At 67.8% G+C, this 20,883-nt stretch carries 18 protein-coding genes; 9 read left to right on the top strand and 9 right to left on the bottom strand.

Features of this window, described 5'->3' with window-relative positions; genetic code table 11:
- Positions 1-275 precede the first annotated feature (275 nt).
- Together Q7V45_RS22830 and Q7V45_RS22825 are read left to right on the top strand one after the other, a co-directional pair.
- Complete coding sequence (locus tag Q7V45_RS22830) at positions 276-1,235, top strand: alpha/beta hydrolase (protein ID WP_304856448.1); 960 nt, start codon at positions 276-278, stop codon at positions 1,233-1,235.
- Positions 1,236-1,437: 202 nt separating this feature from the next.
- Entirely contained in the window at positions 1,438-2,745 is a 1,308-nt protein-coding gene (locus tag Q7V45_RS22825; RefSeq protein WP_304856447.1) for a cystathionine gamma-synthase family protein, read from the top strand.
- A gap of 109 nt (positions 2,746-2,854) precedes the next feature.
- On the opposite strand, the gene Q7V45_RS22820 is transcribed toward Q7V45_RS22825, so the two are convergent.
- Positions 2,855-3,121, bottom strand: a complete 267-nt coding sequence (locus Q7V45_RS22820; protein WP_304856446.1) for a hypothetical protein — start codon at positions 3,119-3,121, stop codon at positions 2,855-2,857.
- On the bottom strand, positions 3,121-3,243 hold the full coding sequence (locus Q7V45_RS22815) for a hypothetical protein (protein WP_304856443.1): 123 nt from the start codon (positions 3,241-3,243) through the stop codon (positions 3,121-3,123). Before Q7V45_RS22815 ends, Q7V45_RS22820 begins: the two co-directional genes overlap by 1 nt.
- Before the next feature lie 91 nt (positions 3,244-3,334).
- Here Q7V45_RS22815 and Q7V45_RS22810 point away from each other — a divergent pair, with 91 nt between their 5' ends.
- On the top strand, positions 3,335-3,502 hold the full coding sequence (locus Q7V45_RS22810) for an antitoxin MazE family protein (protein ID WP_304856441.1): 168 nt from the start codon (positions 3,335-3,337) through the stop codon (positions 3,500-3,502).
- Complete coding sequence (locus tag Q7V45_RS22805) at positions 3,499-3,855, top strand: type II toxin-antitoxin system PemK/MazF family toxin (RefSeq protein ID WP_304856440.1); 357 nt, start codon at positions 3,499-3,501, stop codon at positions 3,853-3,855. The genes Q7V45_RS22810 and Q7V45_RS22805 overlap by 4 nt, the downstream gene beginning before the upstream one ends.
- A 9-nt stretch (positions 3,856-3,864) precedes the next feature.
- Here the strand turns inward: Q7V45_RS22805 and Q7V45_RS22800 are convergent, their stop codons facing one another.
- Positions 3,865-4,848, bottom strand: a complete 984-nt coding sequence (locus Q7V45_RS22800) for a TerC family protein (RefSeq protein WP_304856438.1) — start codon at positions 4,846-4,848, stop codon at positions 3,865-3,867.
- A gap of 133 nt (positions 4,849-4,981) precedes the next feature.
- Here Q7V45_RS22800 and Q7V45_RS22795 point away from each other — a divergent pair, with 133 nt between their 5' ends.
- Positions 4,982-5,896 carry a hydrogen peroxide-inducible genes activator gene (locus Q7V45_RS22795; protein WP_304856436.1) on the top strand — a complete coding sequence of 305 codons (915 nt, stop codon included), beginning with the start codon at positions 4,982-4,984 and terminating at the stop codon, positions 5,894-5,896.
- A gap of 190 nt (positions 5,897-6,086) precedes the next feature.
- Here Q7V45_RS22795 and Q7V45_RS22790 read toward each other — a convergent pair whose 3' ends face one another.
- Positions 6,087-6,860: a potassium channel family protein gene (locus tag Q7V45_RS22790; protein ID WP_304856434.1), complete on the bottom strand. Its 774-nt coding sequence runs from the start codon at positions 6,858-6,860 to the stop codon at positions 6,087-6,089.
- A gap of 48 nt (positions 6,861-6,908) precedes the next feature.
- Positions 6,909-8,618, bottom strand: coding sequence for an amidohydrolase family protein (locus Q7V45_RS22785; RefSeq protein WP_304856431.1), 1,710 nt, complete (start codon positions 8,616-8,618; stop codon positions 6,909-6,911).
- 208 nt (positions 8,619-8,826) lie between these two features.
- Here Q7V45_RS22785 and Q7V45_RS22780 point away from each other — a divergent pair, with 208 nt between their 5' ends.
- Positions 8,827-10,299, top strand: coding sequence for a phospholipase D-like domain-containing protein (locus Q7V45_RS22780; RefSeq protein ID WP_304856427.1), 1,473 nt, complete (start codon positions 8,827-8,829; stop codon positions 10,297-10,299).
- Here the strand turns inward: Q7V45_RS22780 and Q7V45_RS22775 are convergent.
- The 3 genes from Q7V45_RS22775 to Q7V45_RS22765 all read right to left on the bottom strand — a co-directional run bounded on the left by Q7V45_RS22775 (position 10,296) and on the right by Q7V45_RS22765 (position 16,085).
- On the bottom strand, positions 10,296-11,609 hold the full coding sequence (locus Q7V45_RS22775; RefSeq protein ID WP_304856425.1) for an MFS transporter: 1,314 nt from the start codon (positions 11,607-11,609) through the stop codon (positions 10,296-10,298). The genes Q7V45_RS22780 and Q7V45_RS22775 overlap by 4 nt on opposite strands.
- A gap of 143 nt (positions 11,610-11,752) precedes the next feature.
- On the bottom strand, positions 11,753-14,911 hold the full coding sequence (locus Q7V45_RS22770; protein WP_304856423.1) for an efflux RND transporter permease subunit: 3,159 nt from the start codon (positions 14,909-14,911) through the stop codon (positions 11,753-11,755).
- A 4-nt stretch (positions 14,912-14,915) separates the two neighbouring features.
- Positions 14,916-16,085 (bottom strand): efflux RND transporter periplasmic adaptor subunit, encoded by a 1,170-nt coding sequence (locus tag Q7V45_RS22765; RefSeq protein ID WP_304856421.1) that lies wholly within the window; start codon positions 16,083-16,085, stop codon positions 14,916-14,918.
- A gap of 223 nt (positions 16,086-16,308) precedes the next feature.
- Between Q7V45_RS22765 and Q7V45_RS22760 the strand changes: the two genes are divergently transcribed.
- Positions 16,309-16,821: a hypothetical protein gene (locus Q7V45_RS22760; RefSeq protein ID WP_304856418.1), complete on the top strand. Its 513-nt coding sequence runs from the start codon at positions 16,309-16,311 to the stop codon at positions 16,819-16,821.
- A gap of 72 nt (positions 16,822-16,893) precedes the next feature.
- Entirely contained in the window at positions 16,894-17,775 is an 882-nt protein-coding gene (locus Q7V45_RS22755) for a hotdog fold domain-containing protein (RefSeq protein WP_304856415.1), read from the top strand.
- A gap of 16 nt (positions 17,776-17,791) precedes the next feature.
- Here Q7V45_RS22755 and Q7V45_RS22750 read toward each other — a convergent pair whose 3' ends face one another.
- Entirely contained in the window at positions 17,792-19,228 is a 1,437-nt protein-coding gene (locus Q7V45_RS22750) for an MFS transporter (protein WP_304856412.1), read from the bottom strand.
- 197 nt (positions 19,229-19,425) lie between these two features.
- Between Q7V45_RS22750 and Q7V45_RS22745 the strand changes: the two genes are divergently transcribed.
- Positions 19,426-20,700, top strand: a complete 1,275-nt coding sequence (locus Q7V45_RS22745; protein WP_304856728.1) for an MFS transporter — start codon at positions 19,426-19,428, stop codon at positions 20,698-20,700.
- Positions 20,701-20,883: the final 183 nt, after the last annotated feature.

Below are 20,883 nucleotides of genomic sequence, written 5' to 3'. Positions count from 1 at the left end.
CGCCTGCCCGATGCACGCCCGAAACACCACGCTGCCCCCAAGGCCGAACAGGCTCTGCCCGAGCCTGCGTTTCCGGCATTGCGTCGGCAGCGAACTGCTCCCCAACAGCGTGCCGACGTTCGACACATATCGCGGTGTGGATTTCCCTGCAATCTGAGAGTGCATCGCCGATTACGTTTCGCACATGGCGAAAGCATGGATGTGATGTGCAGGGATGCACATTGACAGGAATCGGCGCACGATCACGCTCGCACGATGCGTGCGGGGAGAGGCTCATGACGACCACCGTCTATTTCGCCACCAACAGGATCGCCCACCATCCGGCGGACCGGCCGGAGAACTACACGTTCAGCATGGTCGCGCCCGACAATCCGCTGCAGGTCACCTACGGCACGGCCTTCGTCGACAGCGCCGGGCTGACGGCCGACACGGTGGGCGCCATCCGCTCGATCCATGATCTGCAGAAGGGCGGCTTCAGCCAGACGGCGTTCGACGACCTGGCCGAAGGCGGGCGCAACATCCTCGTCTTCGTCCACGGCTTCGCCAACAGCTTCGAGAATGCGCTGACGCGCGCGGCCTTCAATCGCGAATGGCTCGCCGACTCCGGCGTGAGCGAGGCGGACACCACCGTCGTCACCTTCAGCTGGCCCTCGCGCGGCCAGTTGCTGACCATCCCCTTCCCGACCCTGCCCTACCGCTCGGACCAGCGGATGTCCGGCGGCTCGGGCCTGCCGCTGATGCGCTTCTTCGCCAACCTGCTGCCCATCCTCGAGAAGGCGCGCGCGAACGGACGGCGGACCTTCCTGCTGACCCACAGCATGGGCAACCTCGCGCTGCAGGGGGCGGTGCAGGCCTGGTTCGACAACGGCAACGGCGATGCCGAGATGTTCGACCAGATCTTCATGGCCGCGCCCGACATCGTCGACGACGCCTTCGACCAGGCGGTGACCAACAGCCTGGCGCCGCTCTCCCGGCTCGGCCGGCGCATCACCATCCTGCACAACCGGCGCGACCACGTCCTCGACAAGCTCAGCGAGACCCTGAACTTCTGCCGGCGCCTCGGCCAGGACGGGCCGCGCGGCGGCGGCGATGCAACCCTGTTCCCGCCCGCCACCTACCGCATGGTCGATTGCAGCGGCTTCACCGACTACGACACGGGCTTCTCCGGCTCGCACCAGTATTACCGCCGCTCCGACGGCGTCCGCGCCCAGATCGCGGCGTTGATGGGGGCGTAGGACTTCAACGCCCTCATGTCCCTCTCCCCCGATAGGGGGAGAGGTTAGGTGAGGGGGTTACAGGGTGCGCCGCCCCCTCACCCAGCCTCTCCCCCTATCGGGGGAGAGGAGAAAGACGGGTGAGCACCTTTTCGACACACTTACCGTCATCTTTGTCGTCATCATGCGGACGAGGCCCCCCGCTCGCGACAGGAGATACGCCATGACCGCGCCGCGCCCGTACCGCACCCATATCGGCAACCACAAGCTCCAGCCCGAGACGCTGATGCTGAGCTACGGCTACGACCCGGCGCTGTCGGAAGGCGCGGTGAAGCCGCCGGTGTTCCTGACCTCGACCTTCGTGTTCGGCTCGGCCGAGGAAGGCCGCGACTTCTTCGACTATGCCTCGGGCCGCAAGACGCCGCCGGCCGGCAGCGCCGCTGGCTTGGTCTATTCGCGCTTCAACCATCCCAACAGCGAGATCGTCGAGGACCGGCTCGCGGTCTACGAGGGCGCCGAGACCTGCGCGCTGTTCTCCTCCGGCATGTCGGCGATCTCTACGACCTTGCTCGCCTTCGCGCGGCCGGGCGACGTGGTGCTCCACTCCCAGCCGCTCTATGGCGGCACGGAAACCCTGCTGGCCAAGACCCTGTCGGGCTTCGGCATCGGCGCGGTGGGTTTCATCGACGGGGTGAGCGAGGCCGCGGTCCGCGCCGCCATGGCCGAGGCCCGCAAGCTGGCGGAGCGTCAAGGCGGCCGCGTTGCCGTCATCATGATCGAGACGCCGGCCAACCCGACCAACACGCTGGTCGACATCGCCCTGCTGCGCCGCCTCGCCGACGAGATCGGCGCCACCCAGCCCGGCGGCCCGCCCGTGCTGGCCTGCGACAACACCTTGCTGGGGCCGGTCTTCCAGCGCCCGCTCGACCACGGCGCCGACGTCTCGGTCTATTCGCTCACCAAGTATGTCGGCGGCCATTCCGACCTGATCGCCGGCGCGGCGATGGGCCGGAAGGAGATCATGGCCCCGATCCGCGCCCTGCGCGGCAGCTTCGGCACCCAGCTCGACCCGCATTCCTGCTGGATGCTGGGCCGCTCGCTGGAGACGCTGGGCCTCAGGATGGAGCGCGCCAACTCCAACGCCCGCCTGGTCGCCGACTGGCTGGCCGCGCATCCCAAAGTGGCGAAGCTCCACTATCTCGGCCTGTTGCCGGCGGGCTCGCCCGAGAAGGCGCTCTACGACCGTCAATGCACCGGCGCCGGCTCGACCTTCTCCTTCGACATCAAGGGCGGCGAGAAGGAAGCCTTCGCCTTCCTGAACGCGCTCAAGATCTTCAAGCTCGCGGTGAGCCTCGGCGGCACGGAATCACTGGCCAGCCATCCCGCCGCCATGACGCATTCGGGAGTCCCGCTCGAAGTCCGCGACCGGATCGGCGTTCTGGACACGACGATCCGTCTGTCGGTGGGGATCGAGCATCCAGATGATCTGATCGCTGATCTGACGCAGGCGTTGGCAGTGACGGGCAGATGACAAATCAGGTACCAGCATAAATAGTAAACGACCTGATTGCCTTTGGCTGCGCCCGAGCAAGGCGAGACGCTACCCGCAAGTTCGCAGTCTTGGGCATCACTTTGAATATCTAACCTAGTTGAAAATAGAGGAACCCGCCGAAACCGACGACCGTCAGCCCCACGCCAAGACATTTGAAGAAGCCGATACCAAGCGACCGCTGATGATGGGAGGCCCCATCCGGTTCTAGTTCGACCTGCATGCAGATGAACAGCAGGAGCAGACCATAGAACCCGACGCCGAAGTAGCCGAACAGCGTGATGAATGCATAGGCAAACACGCCGGCAATCAGCCAGCCGATGACGGCTATGACATGGACAACGAACATTCCGGACATTATCGACTGCTCTGGCTGACGCCGACGTTCTTGCAGGGCCGGCGTGGCTTCGAGGCGGCCTTGTCGATGAGCGCGACGATATCGGACGTGCTCCACAGCCGTTGGGTGAGGTTGGCGGCCATCGCTGGTGACCCCTTCACTGCCCCGTTGATAAGGACGAAATTGTAGCAAACAGTATAGAGCGCGACCATGTGACAGCGGTTCTCGAGCTTCTTGCTGCGGGCGCAGGGCTTGCGGCTGATCCAGATTTGGGTGCCGGACGTGCGTGCGGCGTCGTTCCGGAAGGAGGCGCATCGCCAGTCCCTGGCCGTCTCGCGGAGCGCCCGGGCGCGCGAGGATCAGGCGTTCATCGACGCGGTTTCAGACTGGCAGGACGAGTGAAGCGCGGCGAAGTCTGGACCTTCTCGGGCGGCAAGGATTATGCGGGCAAGCCTCGCCCGGTGGTCATCGTGCAGGACGACACTTTCGACGCCACCGATTCCATCACGATCTGCGCCTTCACGACCGACTCCACCGAGGCGCCTTTGTTCCGGTTGGTCGTGGAGCCGAACGAGCGCAACGGCCTGCGCTCCCCGTCGCGGCTGATGGTGGACGAGATCACCACGGTTCCCAGGTCGAAGGTCGGCGAGCGGATCGGGCGGCTCGACGACGAGGATGTGGTTCGGCTCAACCAGGCGGCGATGGTGTTTCTCGGGCTCGCCGTGTCGCCGCGGCACAGCCGGACGCGGGAATAGCGCGCCCCCTCACCTGTGCGCCGCCCCCTCCCGCGTCTTCCACAGCGACCAGGCGATGCCGGCGGCGATCAGGCCGAAGGTGACGGCGAGGCTGGCGACGGGCGGGAACTTGCCCTCGTCCAGGAGGAAGTCCGAGACGAAGATCTTGGAGCCGATGAAGATCAGCACCGCGGCCAGCGCGTGCTTCAGGTAGTGGAAGCGGTCGATCATGGCGGAGAGCGCGAAGTAGAGCGCGCGCAGGCCCAGCACCGCCATGATGTTCGAGGTGTAGACCACGAACGTGTCGGTGGTGATGGCGAAGATCGCCGGCACCGAGTCCACCGCGAACACCAGGTCCGCCACGTTGATCACCACCAGGGCGAGGAACAGCGGCGTCGCGGCCAGGGCCATGCGCCCGGTCCGCTCGTCGAGCTGCGAGACGAAGAAGCGGTCGCCGTGCAGCTCCTTGGTCACGCGCATGCGGCGGGAGATCCAGCGGATGGCGGCGTTGTTGGCGAGGTCCGGCTCCTGGTCGTTCGTGAAGAACATCTTGATGCCGGTGACGATCAGGAAGGCGGCAAAGATGTAGAGCACCCAGTAGGCTTCGCTGACCAGCGCGGCGCCGGCCGCAATCATGAGGCCGCGCAGCACGATGACGCCGATGATGCCCCAAAGCAGCGCGCGGTACTGGTATTTGGCCGGGATGGCGAAGAAGGTGAAGATCAGGCTGATGACGAAGATGTTGTCGATCGACAGCGCCTTCTCGATGAAGAAGCCGGTGAAGTACTTCATGCCGAGGTCGGGGCCCTTCTCGACCCAGACCCAGACGCCGAAGGCCAGGGCGATCGAGATGTAGAAGGCTGAGAGCTTCAGCGATTCGCCGATGCCCATCACCCGGTCCTCCTTGTGCAGGAGGCCGAGGTCGAAGGCGGTCAGCGCCACCACCAGCGAGATGAAAGCGAGCCAGAACCAGACCGGCGTGCCGAGAAAGGAATGGACCAGAAACTCGGTCATACCAGGGTCCGGGGAGTGGGGCGGCTCATGTTCGTTCGTCCTCTGCGGTAAGGCGGGCAAGATGCGTGACGGGAGGCGATTGTAGAAATAGATTTGACGTGCCGGCATTGATAGTCACAGACTATCACCCAGCATGACCACGCTGCGCCAACTCTCCTATCTGGTGGCCCTGGCCGACAGCCGGAACTTCCGGCGGGCCGCGGACGCCGTGCACGTCGCCCAGCCCACGCTCAGCCAGCAGGTGCGGGCGCTGGAGGCGCGGCTGGGCGTGACCCTGGTCGAGCGCAACGAGAGCCCGGTCCAGCTCACGCCGATCGGCCGGGACCTGGTGACGCGCGCCCGGCGAATCCTGCTCGACGTGAAGGATGCGGAGGAGATGGTGCGGCGTTCGCGGGCCGGCATCGCCGGCACCATCCGCTTCGGCGTCACGCCCACCCTCGGCCCCTACCTGATGCCGCGCATCGTGGCCTCGCTGCACCGGCGCTTCCCCGACCTGCGGCTCTACATCCGCGAGGGCATTCCCGACGAGCAGACGCGCGAGCTGGCGCGCGGCGAGCTCGACATGGTGCTGTCGCCCCTGCCCGTCGCCGGCAGCGACCTGCACATCGAGCCGCTGTTCCGCGAGCCGCTGCACATCGTCTGCCCGCCCGAGCACCCGCTCGGCCGCTCGGCCAAGGTGCGCCGCGGCGACCTGGCGGGAATCGGGTTCCTCAGCCTCGACCGCCGCCACCATGCCCACCGCCAGGCGCGCGAGATCTGCGAGGACCTCAAGGCCACGCTGCTCGAGGACTATGAGGGAACCAGCCTCGACAGCCTGCGCCAGATGTGCGGCTCGGGGCTGGGCTTCGCCATCCTGCCGGAACTCTATCTGCGCTCGGAGGTGGGCGGCGCCGACATGGTCACCCGCCTCCCGATGGCCGGCTGGAGCGCCACCCGCTCCGTCGCCGCGGTGTGGCGCGACGGCTCGGCCTATGCCGACAGCTACGCCACCATCGCCGAAACGATCGCCACGGAAGCGCGGAGCATCCTCGCGGGACCGGCGCTGTAGCGTACCCGTATCGTGTGCTCCACCACTGCACCCCCTCATCCTGAGGAGGTCGCGCAGCGACCGTCTCGAAGGATGGGCAACAAACGTGGTGCTCGTGCCCATGCTTCGAGACGCGCTCCTGCGGAACGCTCCTCAGCATGAGGTTGGAGGGGGCAATTCCAGTCTGCCTGGAAGGACTCCAGAGCTGCTCCTAAAGCCCCTCGTTCGGGATCGCCAGGACGATGCCGCAATGCTTGCAGTGGACGGCGTCGAGGTCGTGCACCAGCAGGGCGCAGGACGGACATTCGAAGCGGACCTTGTTGGGCCGGAAGATGGCCTGCAGCAGGCGCAGGAAGAGGCTGACGCCCACGATCATGATGATCACGGCGAGCAGCCGGCCGCCGGGGCCGGTCAGGGTGATATCACCGAAGCCCGTGGTCGTGAGCGTCGTGATGGTGAAGTAGAGCGCGTCGATGTAGTTGGCGATGTTGGGGTTGATATTGTGCTGGGTGACGTAGACCACCGACGTCACGATGAAGATGAAGACGCCGAGATTGACCGTGCGCTGGATGACGTCCTCATACAGGCGGAACCACTTCGAGTCCTGCCGCAGGTCGCGCAGCAGGTGGTAGGAGCGCAGCAGGCGCAGCGCCCGGGCGATGCGCAGGAACGCCAGGTTCTCGAGGAACACCGGCAGCAGCAGGCACAGGATCACAATCAGGTCCGCCGCCGAGGAAAGGGTGAACAGGTGGCGCAGCGGCCGGCGCTCCACCCAGAGGCGCGCCGCGAACTCGACCGACAGAAGGAGGCCGATGGCGAGATCGAGGGCGATCATCCACGGCTGATGCCCACCGAAGGGCGAGATGAGGAACACCGCGATGGTGGCGATGTCGAAGCCGACCAGCCCGTAGCGGAACCGCCGGGCCTGCGGGTCGTCGCCGAAGTAGAGCCCCTGGATTCGTTCGCGCAATGCTTCTCGTGCCATGCCTTCAAAATAGCATGGCCGCGGCTTCGGGGCACAGCCGCGCGAAAACTACTCCGCGGCCGGGGCGAGCGGCATCGCCAGCGTCGGCCGGGCGGTGCTGAAGCGGCGCAGCACCTGGCCGGGCGGCTTCACCTTTACATAGTCCTGGCCGTCGAACACCTGGACGCCATTGACCCAGACGCCCTTGAGGCCGGGGGCGCTGCGGATCAGGCGGTTGGCGCCGGCCGGGAGGTCGGCGACGCGCCGGGTCTTGCTGACATGGATGGTTGCGGGATCGAACAGCATGAGGTCCGCCCAGGCGCCGACCTCGAGGCGGCCGCGGTCGACGATGCCGTAGATGTGGGCGGGATCGCCGGTCAGCTTGCGGATGGCGTGCGGCAGGCTGAAGCGGTCGAGCTCGCGCACCCAGCGGCCCAGCAGGTGCATGGCATAGCCGGCATCGCAGAACAGGGTGAGATGGGCGCCGGCGTCGGACAGGCTGATCAGGTTGCCGTCGTCGGCGATCAGGTCGCCGACGCGCTTTTCGTCGACGTTCAGCAGGCGCACGATGAAGGTCGTCTCGAGGTCGTCGGCCAGGCCGATGTCGAGCAGCGCGTCCACCGGATCGACGCCGCGCTCGCGCGCGATCTCTTCGATGTTGCGGCCTTCCAGGGTTGGCTGGGTCGGCGACACGGCCACTTCCATCAGGTGCCAGGTGCCGTTGAAGATGCGGCCGCCCTCCACTGGCGTCGCCAGGGACTTCTTGAAGGCGGCGCGAAAGCCGGGATCGGTGAACAACGCGCGATGGTGCGCCGCGTCGCCGGCCTTGGGCCACGGCGCGATCGTCTGCAGCATGTAGGCGTTGAGCAGGCCGAAATTCATGTTGAGCGGCTGGCACGAGGCCTGGGCATAGACCGCGTGGCCGCGGCCGCGGGCCTCGGCGCAGGCGCTGGAGATTCCCGGCGCGTGCTCGGGCTTCGTCGGATAGTCGAGCAGCGGGCAATAGATCACCGGCCGGCCGGACAGCTCCGCCAGTTCCTCCAGGAAGGGGATGGTCGAGCGCTGGCCGCAGGTCGCCATGGTGACGCCGTGGCCGTGCCGCGCCATCACCCGCGCCAGCGCGCGGAACTCGTCGTCGCTGGCCAGGCGCGACGGCACCGGGATGCCGCCATAGCCGTTGTGGTTCTCGAAGGTCGAGGAGCCCAGGCCGATCGCCCCCGCCGCCAGCGCCCCGTCGAACAGCGCCGACATCTTCGCCAGCTCGTCCGCCGTCGCCTCACGCTCGGAGCCCGCATCGCCCATCACCACGGTGCGCAGCGCCGAATGGGAGCAGAAGGACGCGACGTTGGGCGTGACGCCGCGGCGGGCGATGAAATCGAGGTAGGAGGAGAAATCGTCGAACTGCCAGTCGACGCCCTCGCGCAGTGCCTCCAGCGACATCGCCTCGACCTCGGAGAGGTTCTTGAGCAGCGTGTCGCGCGTGGCGGGCGTCGCGGGCGCAATGCCGAAGCCGCAATTGCCGATCACCACCGTCGTGACGCCCAGCGCCGGCGACGGCGAGGCCGTCGAGTCCCAGGTAAGCTGGGCGTCGTAATGGGTGTGGACGTCGATCACGCCGGGCGCCAGCACCAGGCCGGTCGCATCGACCGTCTCGCGCGCCGGCCCGAGATCGTGGCCGATGGCGGCGATGCGGCCGTCCTTCACCGCGAGGTCGGCCTTGCGCAGGGGGTTGCCCAGTCCATCGGCGACGTCGGCATTCCTGACGATCAGATCGTACATGTTCGCTCCCGGATTGTTCGGCACTTTGGTGCGCTTGTGCCCGCATTCTCCGCGAGAAAGCGGAGCGATTATATCGTTCTGCCTGGGTGAATTTCGCGGCGTGGACGAAATGCGGGGAACCCATCCGCTCCTATGCGTTAGACGCCTTGCCGGACGGCGCGTCACCAAACCGACCGCTAGACGGGGCGACAAGGGACCAATGGGAGCCATGGACAGATTGGAACCGACGGAACTGTTCTGGCGCCGGGAGAAAGCGACGCGGGCCGCGCTGATCGTCGATGCGAAGGCCTATTTCGAGGTCGGCCGCAAGGCGATGCTGAAGGCGCAGAAGCGCATCGTGCTGATCGGCTGGGACTTCGACGCCCGCATCGAGCTCGGCGACGAGCGGCTGCCGGGCGAGCCGCGCACCCTGGGCGAATTCGTCTTGTGGCTGGTGAAGCGCAATCCCGAGCTCGAGGTCTTCCTGCTGCGCTGGAACATGGGCGCGGTGCGCACCCTGTTCCGCGGTACCACGATCTTCACCCTGATGCGCTGGATGGCCCATCCGCGCATCCACACGCGGCTCGACGGCGCCGCGACGCTGGGCGCCTCGCACCATCACAAGATCGTCGTGATCGACGACTGCGTGGCCTTCTGCGGCGGTATCGACATGACCAGCAACCGCTGGGACACGCCGGAACATCGCGACCATGACCCGCGCCGCGTCGGCCCGGACGGCAGTCCCTACGCGCCGTGGCACGATGCGACCACCATCCTGGAAGGCCCCGTGGCGGCGGCCCTGGGCGACCTGTCCCGGCATCGCTGGCGGACGGCCGGCGGCGCGGCGCTGGCGCCGGTCGAGGGCTGCGGCGATTGCTGGCCCGACGGGCTCGGCGTGCAGTTCCGCGACATCGCGGTGGCGATCTGCCGGTCGCGGCCGGCGGGCGATGGCGAAGAAGCAGTGCGCGAGATCGAGGCGACGTACCTCGCCCTGATCGCCCGCGCCCGCCGCTACATCTACGCCGAGAGCCAGTATTTCGCGTCGCGCCGCATCGCCGAGGCGATCGCCCACCGGCTGGAGGAGCCGGACGGGCCGGAATTCATCCTGGTTAATCCCTTCAAGTCGCAGGGCTGGCTGGAGCCGGTCGCCATGGACACGGCGCGGGCTCGCCTCTACGGGGCGCTGCACCGGCTCGACCGCCATCGGCGCCTGCGGATCTATCACCCCTTTACCGCCCAGGGCGAGCCGATCTACGTGCACGCCAAGATGACGATCGTAGACGACGAGGTGCTGCATGTCGGTTCTTCGAACATGAACAACCGCTCGATGCGTCTCGACACCGAATGCGACGTCACCATCGATGCGGCCCATCCCGGCAACGAGAGCGCCGCGAACGAGATCCGCGCCCTGCGCGACAGCCTGCTCGCCGAGCATCTGGGTGTCCCCGCCGACAAGATCGCCGCCGAGATCGGAACGAAGGGCTCGCTGATCGAAGCCCTCGAGGCGCTGCGCGGCGAGGGCCGCTCGCTGCGGCCTTACGAAATCCCCGACCTCCAGGAGGTCGAGAAATGGCTGGCCGACAACCAGGTGCTCGATCCCGAAGGGGCCGAGGACGTGTTCGAGGCGATGTCGAACGGCGGCCTGCTGCGCGGCCTGCGCGGTCGCCTCCGCCACCGCGCCCTCTCCCTCTTCACCCGCTAGCTCTTCGGCCACGCGAAAGTCCGGCGCGGACCGCTCAGGCGGAAGATCAGAAACCCTACGATCAGAAGATTCGCGACATTGAAGGCCACGCCCGAGGCAAAGGCCGGCGCGTAATAGCCGAAATGGTCGTAGAGGAGCCCTGCCCACCAGCTTCCCACCGCCATGCCGCTCATGGCGGTGAACAAGGTGAGCGGGATGCGCCAGGAAGCTTCCGACGACGCGTAGAGGTCGCGGATGGTCACGGCATAGGACGGGATGATGCCGGCGAAGCCGAGGCCAAAGGCAGCAGAGACCGCGAACAGGCCGGCCTCGCCCTGCGTGAACGAGAAGGCCGCGATGGTGACGGCCTGGAAGGCCGAGCCGGCCATGATGGTGCGCAGGCCGCCGATCCGGTCGGCCAGCGCACCCCAGGCCTGGCGCGCGAGAAAGGCGGCGGCCAGCATGATCGAAAGCATGGTGGCGCTGCGCGTCGGCGTGATGCCCATGTCGCTGCAGAAGGCGACGAGATGCGCCTGCGGGATCGCCATCGGCATGCAGCAGCAGAAGCCGGCGATGCAGATCAGCAACTGCGCCAGGTTGGGATGCAGCCCGGCGACGAGGCGCCTGCCCTGCGGCGTCGTGGCAGCGGTACGTGCGGTCGAGGCGGCCGGGGCTTCGATCGGCGGCAACGGCGCGGGCTTCAGCAGGAAGGTCGCCGGCAGGATCAGCGCCAGCACCACGCCGGCATAGGCCAGCATCACCGCCTGCCAGCCCCATGAGCTGATGCCGGCCTCGAAGATGGTCGGCCACAGGACGCCGGCCACGTATTGGCCGGATGAAATGAGCGCGATCGCGGTGCCGCGGCGGCGGTCGAACCAGCGGCTGACATAGATCAGCAACGGCGGGTACACCCCGCCATTGCCCAGCAGGCCGAGCATCAGCCCGTGGCCGACATAGAGCGCCCATAGCGAGCCGTGTGAAGAGAGTACCAGCCCGCCCGCGATCATGCAGGCCCCGATGGCGACCGTGGCGCGCACGCCGATCCGGTCGGCCAGCCAGCCCATCAGGATGCCGCCCGCGCCCGTTCCGACCCAGGCGAGCGAGCCGGCCAGCACCAGCACCGACCGCTCGGTGCCCAAAGCCTCCTGCATCGGTTTCAGGCCAACGACGATCAGCAGCGGCGAACCGAAGGAGACGGAGAGGATCGCCAGAGTCAGCCAAGCCGCCCTCCACGAGCGCGGCCCCTCGATGCTGCCGGTCCCGGGCACGCCACCATGAGGGGCCGCCCTGTCGGGCGCATTGCTCTGGGGCGAGCGTTCCCCTCCATTCATGTCGTTTCCCCAACCTTCTCATTGGCACCTCCGGAAGCGGTGGCGCGGCAGGCAGTGTCGGCGGGACGATATGAATTGGCTACGGCGGCGGCTGCATGGCGGCTAGGCCGCCGATGCCCGTTGCGCCGCAACGGGCCGAGGCTTCAGCGCTGGCCCTTCTCCGGGGGCTCAAGACGGCGAAAGGGCCTGCGCAGCAGTTCGGGCACGGCCCGCCGCATCTTCTCGAAGGCGACGTAGAGGCCCGGGATGACGAAGATGCCGAGGCAGGCGGAGGCCAGCATGCCGCCGAACACGGCGGTGCCGACCGCGCGCTGGGTCGCGGCACCCGCTCCCGAGGCGATCACCAGCGGCACGAGGCCCAGGATGAAGGCGAAGGAGGTCATCATCACGGCGCGGAAGCGCTGGCCGGCGGCCGCGGTGGCGGCCGTCACCGGGTCGCTGCCGCCCGCCCGCTCGTGCATGGCGACCTCGATCACCAGGATGGCGTTCTTGGCCGCCAGCGCGATCAGCACGACGATGCCGATCTGGGCGTAGATGTTGTTGGCGAGGCCGGTCAGCCACAGCGCGGCCAGCGCGCCGAACAGGCCGACGATCACCGACAGCAATGCCGCCACCGGCAGCGCCAGGCTCTCGTAGAGGCCGACCAGGAACAGGTAGGCGAACAGCACCGCGAGCGCGAGCACGAAGCCGGTCTGGCTGCCCGCCTCCTTCTCCTGCTGCGCGGTGCCGGCCCACTGGAAGCCGTAGCCCGGCGGCAGGCTGGCGCGCGCCACCCGCTCCATCGCCGCGATCGCCTCGCCCGAGGAATAGCCCGCGGCCGGCGCGCCGTTCAGCGTCACCGAGCGCAAATTGTTGTAGCGGTTGATGGTGGCCGGCGCCGTCGTGAGTTCCAGCGTCGCCATCGCCTGCAGCGGCACCAGCGTGCCGCTCGACGAGCGCACGCGCACGCGGTTCACGTCCTCGACGGTGCGGCGGTCGGCGGCATCGGCCTGCACGCGCACCGTCCAGGTGCGGCCGAACATGTTGAAGTTGTTGACGTTGCGGCTGCCCATCGCCGTCTGCAGCGCCGCGAAGATGTCGGGGATGGCGACGCCCAGCGTCTCGGCGCGGTCGCGGTCGAGCTCGAGCCGGATCTGCGGCGTCGAGGCGCTGTAGGTGGTGAAGACGCCGGCAAGCTCGGGCGCAGACTGCGCCGCGTTGATGACGCCGCGCGCCACCGCCACGATCTCCTCCGGCGGCGCACCGGTCAGGCTCTGGACCTCGAACTCGAAGCCCGCGGAGTTGCCCAGCCCCGCGATCGGCGGCGGGTTGAAGGCATAGACGTTGGCCGCGGCCACGCGCTGGAATGCCTTGTTGAGCCGCTCCAGCACCGCGAAGGCCGACATCTCGTGACCGGGCCGCTCGGCATAGGGCTTCAGCGAGACGATCATCATGGCGCGGTTGGGCAGGTTCAGCCCGTCGAGCAGGCTGGTGCCGCTCACGGTGAAGAAGTTCTGCAGCCACGGCTGGCCGGTCAGCATGGCCTCGACCTCGGTCACCGCCTCCAGGGTGCGGCTGGTCGAGGCGGCGTCGGGCAGCTGGATCTCGGCCATGAAGGAGGACTGGTCCTCCTCCGGCAGGAAGCCGGTGGGCACGATCCGCAGCAGCCCGCCGGTGGCGAGCGCGAACAGCGCCACGAGGCCGACCGCCAGCACGCTCCGCCGGATCAGCGGTCCCGCGAGCTTCAGGTAGCCGTTGCGCGTGGCATCGATGCCGCGCTGAAGGCGGGCCATCAGGCCGCGCGGCGCGCCGCGACGGGTGAGCAGCAGCGCGCATAGCGCCGGGGAAAGCGACAGCGCGTTGATCGCCGAGATCACCATGGCGACCGAGATGGTGAGCGCGAACTGCTGGTAGAGCTTGCCGGCGATGCCCGGCATGAAGGCCGTCGGGATGAACACCGACAGCAGCACCAGGGTGATGGCGATGATCGGCCCCGTGACCTCGGCCATCGCCTTCTCGGTGGCCTCGGCCGGCGTGAGATGGGGCTCCTTCTCCAGTGTGTGCTCGACCGCCTCGACCACGACGATGGCGTCGTCGACCACGATGCCGATGGCCAGCACCAGCGCCAGCAGCGATACGGTGTTGAGCGAGAAGCCCATCATCTGCATCACCGCGAAGGTGCCGATCAGCGCCACCGGCACGGCGATGATGGGGATCAGCGTCGCCCGCAGGCTGCCCAGGAACAGGAAGACCACGATGGCGACCAGGACGAAGGCCTCGATCAGGGTCTTCACCACGCTGTGGATCGTCGCCTCGACGAACACCGTCGTGTCGTACATCACCTCGAAGGCGACATCCTCGGGCAGCCGGTCCTCGAGGTCCTTCAGCACCTGGCGCACGCCCTCGGCGGTGGCCAGCGCATTGGCGCCCGCAAGCTGGTAGATGTTGATGCCGGCCGCCGGCTTGCCGTTGTAGCGCGTGGTGACGTCGGCATTGGCCGAGCCCAGCTCGACCCGGCCGATGTCGCGGATGCGCAGCAATGCGCCGTCCGGGTTCGCGCGCACGGTGATGTTGCCGAACTCCTCGGGCGAGGTGAGCCGGCCCTTGGCCGTGATGTTGAGCTGGAAGTCGACTCCGTCGAGCAGCGGCGCGGCGCCGACCCGGCCGACGGCGGCCTGCATGTTCTTGGCCTCGATCGCCTTCACCACGTCCTGCGAGGTGACGCCGAGGCTCGACATGCGGTCGAGGTCGAGCCACACGCGCATGGCATAGTCGAGCCCGCCGAACAGGCCGGCCGAGCCGACGCCCGGCACGCGCTGCATGGCGTCGAGCACGTTGATGGTGGCGAAGTTCGACAGGAACAGCGCGTCGCGCGTGCCCTTGGGCGAATAGACGGCGACCACCTGCAGCAGGGCCGACGACTGCTTCTTCACCAGCACGCCGTTGCGCTGCACCTCGTCGGGAAGCTGCGGCATGGCGCGGTTGATGCGGTTGTTGACGTTGACCGTGTGGTCCTGCGGGTTCGAACCCACCTTGAAGTAGACGCTGAGGGCGTAGCTGCCGTCGCTGCCCGAGGTCGACTTCATCGAGATCATGTTCTCGACGCCGTTGACGTTGCGCTCGATGATCTGCGCCACGCTCTCCTCGACCACCTGGGCCGAGGCGCCGGGATAGCTGGTCGTGACGGTAACTTCCGGCGGCACGATGTTGGGGAACTGCGCGATCGGCAGGCTGCCCAGCGCCAGCAGGCCCGCGATGACCATGATCGCGGAGACGACGAAGGCGAGCCGCGGGCGGCGGATGAAGACGGCGGCGATGCCCATGGGATCAGCGCTTCGGCTGGCCGGCGGCGGCCGGCGCCGGCTGCGCCTCGACCGCCATTCCCGCGCGCACCCGCTGCTGGCCCTGCACGATGACCCGGTCGCCCTCCTTGAGGCCGCTCGCCACCGCGATCATGCCGTCGCGCACGAAGTCGACGGTGATGCGGCGCTGCTCGACGACGCCCTTGCCGTCGACGACGTAGACGTAGCGGCCGGTCTGGTCGATCGCCATCGCGGCCAGCGGCACCACCATCACCTTGGCCGGTTCGTTGCCCTCGACGATCACCCGCACCGTCTGGCCGTCGGTCAGCAGCTCGTCGGCATTGTCGAACACCGCGCGCGCCATCTGCCCGTCGGTCGTGGGATCGACCGCGACGTCGATGAAGTCGACCTTGCCCTTCTCGGGGTACAGCTTGCCGTCGGCGAGGCGCAGCCGCACGGCAAGCGGCTCGCCGGCGCGCAGGTCGCGGCGCACGTTCAGCAGGTCTACCTGGGGGACCGAGAACAGGGCGCGGATCTGCCGCTCGTTCACGATGGTGGCGAGAACGCCCGATTCCGGCCCGACGAGGTTGCCCGGCGACACGGAGGAGCGGCCGATCAGGCCGGCAATCGGCGCCGCGATCTTCGTGTAGGAGAGCTGCAGTTCGGCATCCTCGAGCTGCGCTTCGGCGTCGTCGAGCGTGGCCTTGGCCTGCAGCTGCTCGGCCAGCCGCTGGTCATAGGAGACCTGCGAGACGTTGTTGGTACGCAGCAGCTCGGCCGCCCGCTTGAGCTGCGCCTCGGCATTGATCAGCGCCGCCTGCGCCCCGTCACGCAGCGCCCGCTTCTGGTTCACCGCGATGCGGTAGGACGTGGGGTCGATGGTGAACAGGAGCTGGCCTTCCGTCACCTTGGTGCCGTCGGCGAATTCCCGCTTGCCGAGCACGCCCTTGACTCGGGCGCGCAGCTCGACCTTTTCGAACACGGCGAGCCGGCCGACATATTCCGACTGCGGCGCCAGCGTCCGCACCTCGACCGGCCGCACCAGCACGACCGGCGGCGCGTTGTCGGCGGATTTCGTCTGGGCGCCGACCGGCAGGACGAAGGAGAGGCCGAGAAGAAGACCGGGAAGCAGTCCGACAAGCCGTCGACCGAGAGCAAGGGAAAGCTGCCCAAAACCGCGCGCCCCGTATCTCATCTCGCAACTCCAAGTCCTTGTCGAAACCGACGCCGAACGGGCCTCTGAGCGTCACACACCATACGTCCAAGCCAGACAGGCTGCATGACTTATTCAATATCCTTTTGCAACGAAGTAGATGGCGATTGCTCGACGAAGCGCCGGGGGCGGTGACGAGGACCTCCAACGCGACGGAACGCGACCGACGGCGCGGCGTTACAGGCGCGACGGTGGAGAGAATGACATGAACTACAGGGTCTTGACGGTTTGCGCCGCGTCCCTCTCGCTGTCGGCGGTCACGCCGGTCCTTGCCCAGGGCTCCTTTGGCCCGCTCTCCATCGAAAGCTGCCCCGATTACGTGGCAAGGGCGACGAGCCAGGTTCAGATGGCGACCGGCTGCAGCTTTACGGGTGGGCGCTGGAGCATCGACGCGGCCGACCATATGGCGTGGTGCAAAGTCGCGTCGCCACGCGAGCGTGGACGTGAGGACGACGAGCGTCGCAAGGCCCTGGTGACATGCCGGGGCGACTCCGGGGCGGTTCCGATCAAGAACTGCAGGGAGTACGCGGCCAGGTCACGATCGCAGGTCGAGCTTGCCCAGTCGCTGGAGTCGGATTGCGTCTTCGAAGGGATGCGGTGGAGTTCGAACCTGGTTCAGCATTTGAACTGGTGTAATCGGACGCCAGCAAACCGGCACGAATTGGAAGACGCCGCCCGCCGCCGGGAACTGGCGGCGTGCAAGCCGAAGCCGAGGTAGCGGCCACGGCGGCACGGTTTCATCGTCCGCTTTGCATCGGACGGCACGAACCCTTACGTGTTCGTGAGCCACATGACAGAGATTGCCGCCCCGACGTTCGACGACCTGCCCGTTCCCCTGCCGCTGGGCTCGACCTTCTTCAACCCGGCGATCGAGCAGGTGCGGAAGTTCGCCTATGCCGTCGAGGACGAAAGCGGCTGGCTGGTGGGCGATCCCGCGGACGCGCTCGTACATCCGCTGTTCCTGTCGACGTACATGTGGTTTCCGTCCGGCTTCTACCTGCGCGCGCCGGGGGAGATCGGACATTTCGGCCTGTTTCGTCAACGCCACGGACATCTGGTCGGCACGCCATTCCTGCACGGCAAATCGTCGGCGCGCTTCCTGCGGCCGTTCCGCCTCGGCCGCCCGATCCGCGCCGACGTCGCGGTGACGGAGAAATATCGCCGGCGCGGGCGCCACTTCATCGTCATGCGCGCGTCGTTCTTCGATGCCGACGGCGAACCGCTGGCCGTCTATGACCATGGCTGCGCGATCCGCAGCGAGAGCGTGCCGCACACGGCAGCGCCTTCCCCAACGCCTGTTGCGACATCCCCGAGCGAGCTTCCGCCCCGCCGCATCGAACTGTCGCTGGAGAAGTCGCGCCTGTTCAGCCTGCCGGCCGAGAACTATCACACGCACGATCACCTGGCGCAGGCGCTGGGCGCGCGGGTGGCGATCCCGGCAGCGATGATGTCCTTCGCCTACCTGTCCCGCTTCGCACAGGACATTTTCGGCAACGACGCCTGGATCTCACGCGGACAGCTCGACGCGGTGTTCACGCGCATGCTCCAGCGCGACGATGTGCTGAGCATCGAAGGCCATCGCAAGGACGGCGCTGAACTCTCCTTGAGCATCTACAACGCCCGACGCGATCCCGTCGCCGTCGCCAGGGCGCGCCTTCTCGACCTGCCTTGAGCAGCCGACGGCTGACTTACGATGCCGAGGCCTTTGGCCGGGACACCAGCGACGCCCCGATCGCCACGAGGGCGAAGGCCGCCAGCACGAACAGGCTGCCGGCCACCGCCTCGACGAAGGCCGGCCCCATCCGGTCGGCACTGCCCGAGAGACCGAGGCGCCACGACAGGGTCGAGGAGGCCGCCGAGACGCCGATGCAGCTTCCCAGCACCCGGCCGAGATTGACCAGACCGCCAGCCGACGAGGCGTGGCCCCTGGGTGCGGCATCGATTGTGGCGTGGCTGTTGGGCGCCAGGAACAGGCCGAGGCCCGCGCCGAACAAAGCAAGCGCGACCAGGCGCACCACCAGCCGGTCGGGCCCGAAGGCGATGGCGACGAGCGCGAGGATCGCCGCCAGGCACAGCGCCATGCCGGCCGCGCCCACCCGCCGCGCGGTGAAACGCGAGGCGAGCCGTGCGGCGAGCGGCGCGACCAGCCCCAGCAGGATCGGGATGGTGGCAAGCTTCAGCCCCGCGACATGCGCGCTGTTGGCGAGCCCCTTCACGAAGGCGAAGGACATCAGGAACAGCATGCCATAGAGCAGCGCATAGCCCATCACCACGCCGACGAAGCCCGCCGAGAAGTCGCGCGAGCGGAACAGCTCGATGTCGACGACCGGCCAGCGCGTCTTCCTCTCGCGCCGCAGGAACAGCACGAGGAACAGGACCGACGCGGCCGCGCACGCCAGCATCGACGGCGACGCGAGCGGCCAGACGGAAACCTGCGTCAGCGCGAGCACGCCCAGCCCGACCGCCGGCACCAGCAACACGGCGCCCGCGAGATCGAAGGTCTCGTCCCGCTTCACGTCCTCGTCCCGCGAGCGCGGCAGGACCAGCCAGCCCAGCACGAAGGCCAGCAGACCGAACGGCACCGCCGCCCAGAAGATCCAGCGCCAGCCGAGCAGTTCGAGCAGAAAGCCGCCGACGATCGGACCGGTGCTGACGCCCACCGCTTGCGCCGTGGTGAACCAGCCGATGGCGTGCGGACGCTTGTCCTGGGGCACCGCGGTCACCAGGATCGTCATGCTGTTGGCGCCCAGCAGCCCGCCGCCCACGCCCTGCAGCGCCCGCAGCGCCACCAGCTGGTCCAGCGTCTCCGCCCAGCCGCAGAGCAGTGAGGCCAGGGTGAACAGCGCGAACCCCAGGAGATAGGGCAGCTTGCGACCCATCATTTCCGAGACCCGGCCCGACACGGCGAGGCTGGCGGCAAAGGCCAGCAGGTAGGCGATCGCGACCCAGCGCACCGCGTCGACCCGGACGTCGAACCCCTCCGCCAGCCGCGGAAGAGCCAGTTGCACGATGCTGGCATCGAGCTGCCCGATGAACGCACCGGCACAGGTGACGCCGACGATCAGCCATGGATGGATGGCCAGTCGTTCGAGGGAGCGCAGCGGCGGCGGTTCGAGGGAGACCATGGTCACTGCGTGTGTAGCCGCCCCACATGCCCCGACGGAAGAAGCCGCGTCGCCGCAACCGCATCCGGCGGGCGGAATGATGATGCGCGCCGCGATTGCAGCGCCCCTCCTCTGTCGATAGCACTGGCAGTCAAGACCAACGCACCACCGGCCCGGCCGGGTAAGAAAGCGGGAATGGAAAGAGGAAACGCTTCGTGATGTCGCCCGGCATCCGGCGGCAGGCCGTCATCATCGTGGCGACCCTGGCGACCGCCTATGTCGCGAGCCATTTCTTCCGCGCGGCCAACGTCACGATCGGGCTCGATCTGATGCGCGACCTCGGCATCGGGCCGGAGGCGCTGGGCGCGCTGACCGGCGCCTTCTTCTTCGGCTTCTCGGCCATGCAGATCCCCTGCGGCTTCCTGTTCGACCGCTACGGGCCGCGACGCACCGTGACCGGCATGCTCGTGGTCGCGGTGATCGGCGCGGCGCTGTTCACCCTGGCGCCGGCCTGGCCGCAGCTGCTCGCGGGCCGGGCCCTGATGGGCGCCGGTTTCGGCGTCATGCTGATCGGCAGCATGGTGGTGATTTCGCGCTGGTTCCCACCCGACCGGTTCGCGACCCTGGCCGGAATCGTGCTGTCGGTCGGGTTGCTGGGCAACCTGCTCGCCACCACGCCGCTCGCCTGGGGCACGGAGATGATCGGCTGGCGCGGCGTGTTCGGGCTGATGGTCGTCTTTACCGCGCTGGCGGCGCTCGGCGTGTGGGTGATCGTGCGCGACGCGCCGCCTGGCCATCCCTTCCTCGCGCGCACGCCGGAGACCGCGGCCGAGATGATCCAGGGCCTGGGCGAGGTGCTGAAGAACCCTCAGCTCAAGTTCATCCTCACGCTCAATTTCTGCAACTATGCCTGCACTTTCACCGTGCAGGGCCTGTGGGGCGGCCCGTTCCTGCGCGAAGTCCATGGGCTGACGCGCGTCGAGTCCGGCAACGTGCTGCTGGTCGCGGTGATCGCCTATCAGATCGGCATGCTGACCATCAGCCCGCTCGACCGCGTATTCGACACGCGCAAGCGCATCGCCATCGCCGGCACTTTGCTGATCGCCGCGATCCTGGCGACGCTCACCTTCTGGGCGAAGGCGCCGCTCTGGGTCGCCGTGGGCGCCATCGTCGGCATCGGCTTCCTGAGCGCCTCCAGCACCATGGTGATGACGCATGGCCGCGGCATCTTCCCCGACCGGCTGATCGGCCGCGGCATCGCCACCATGAACACCAGCGTCATGCTGGGCGTCGCCTGCATGCAGACCCTGTCCGGCATCATCGTCGGCGCCTTCGCACCCCTGCCCGACGGCGCCCGCTCCGAGGAGGCCTACCGCACCCTGTTCGGCTTCATGGTCGTGGTGCTGCTGGTCGCCCTCACCGTCTACAGCCGCTCGCGCGACATCCGCCCCAGCGACGAGCTGCGCGCCCGGCAGGCGGCGCTGAAGAGCTAGAGCTCTTCAGCGTCCGATAGAATCACCACCACCGACCTCATGCTGAGGAGCGTCCCATCGGGACGCGTCTCGAAGCATGGGCACGAGCACCGAGCCTGTTGCCGATCCTTCGAGACGCGGCCTGCGGCCGCTCCTCAGGATGAGGGCGTGCGGGTCGACTTGAAGCGGAAAGCCGCTACGCCA

Origin of the sequence: Reyranella sp. (assembly GCF_030651995.1) — a bacterium.
Taxonomy (GTDB): Bacteria; Pseudomonadota; Alphaproteobacteria; order Reyranellales; family Reyranellaceae; genus Reyranella.
The sequence above is the reverse complement of the archived record's forward strand: the minus strand, read 5'-3'. Positions and strand labels throughout refer to the sequence as shown.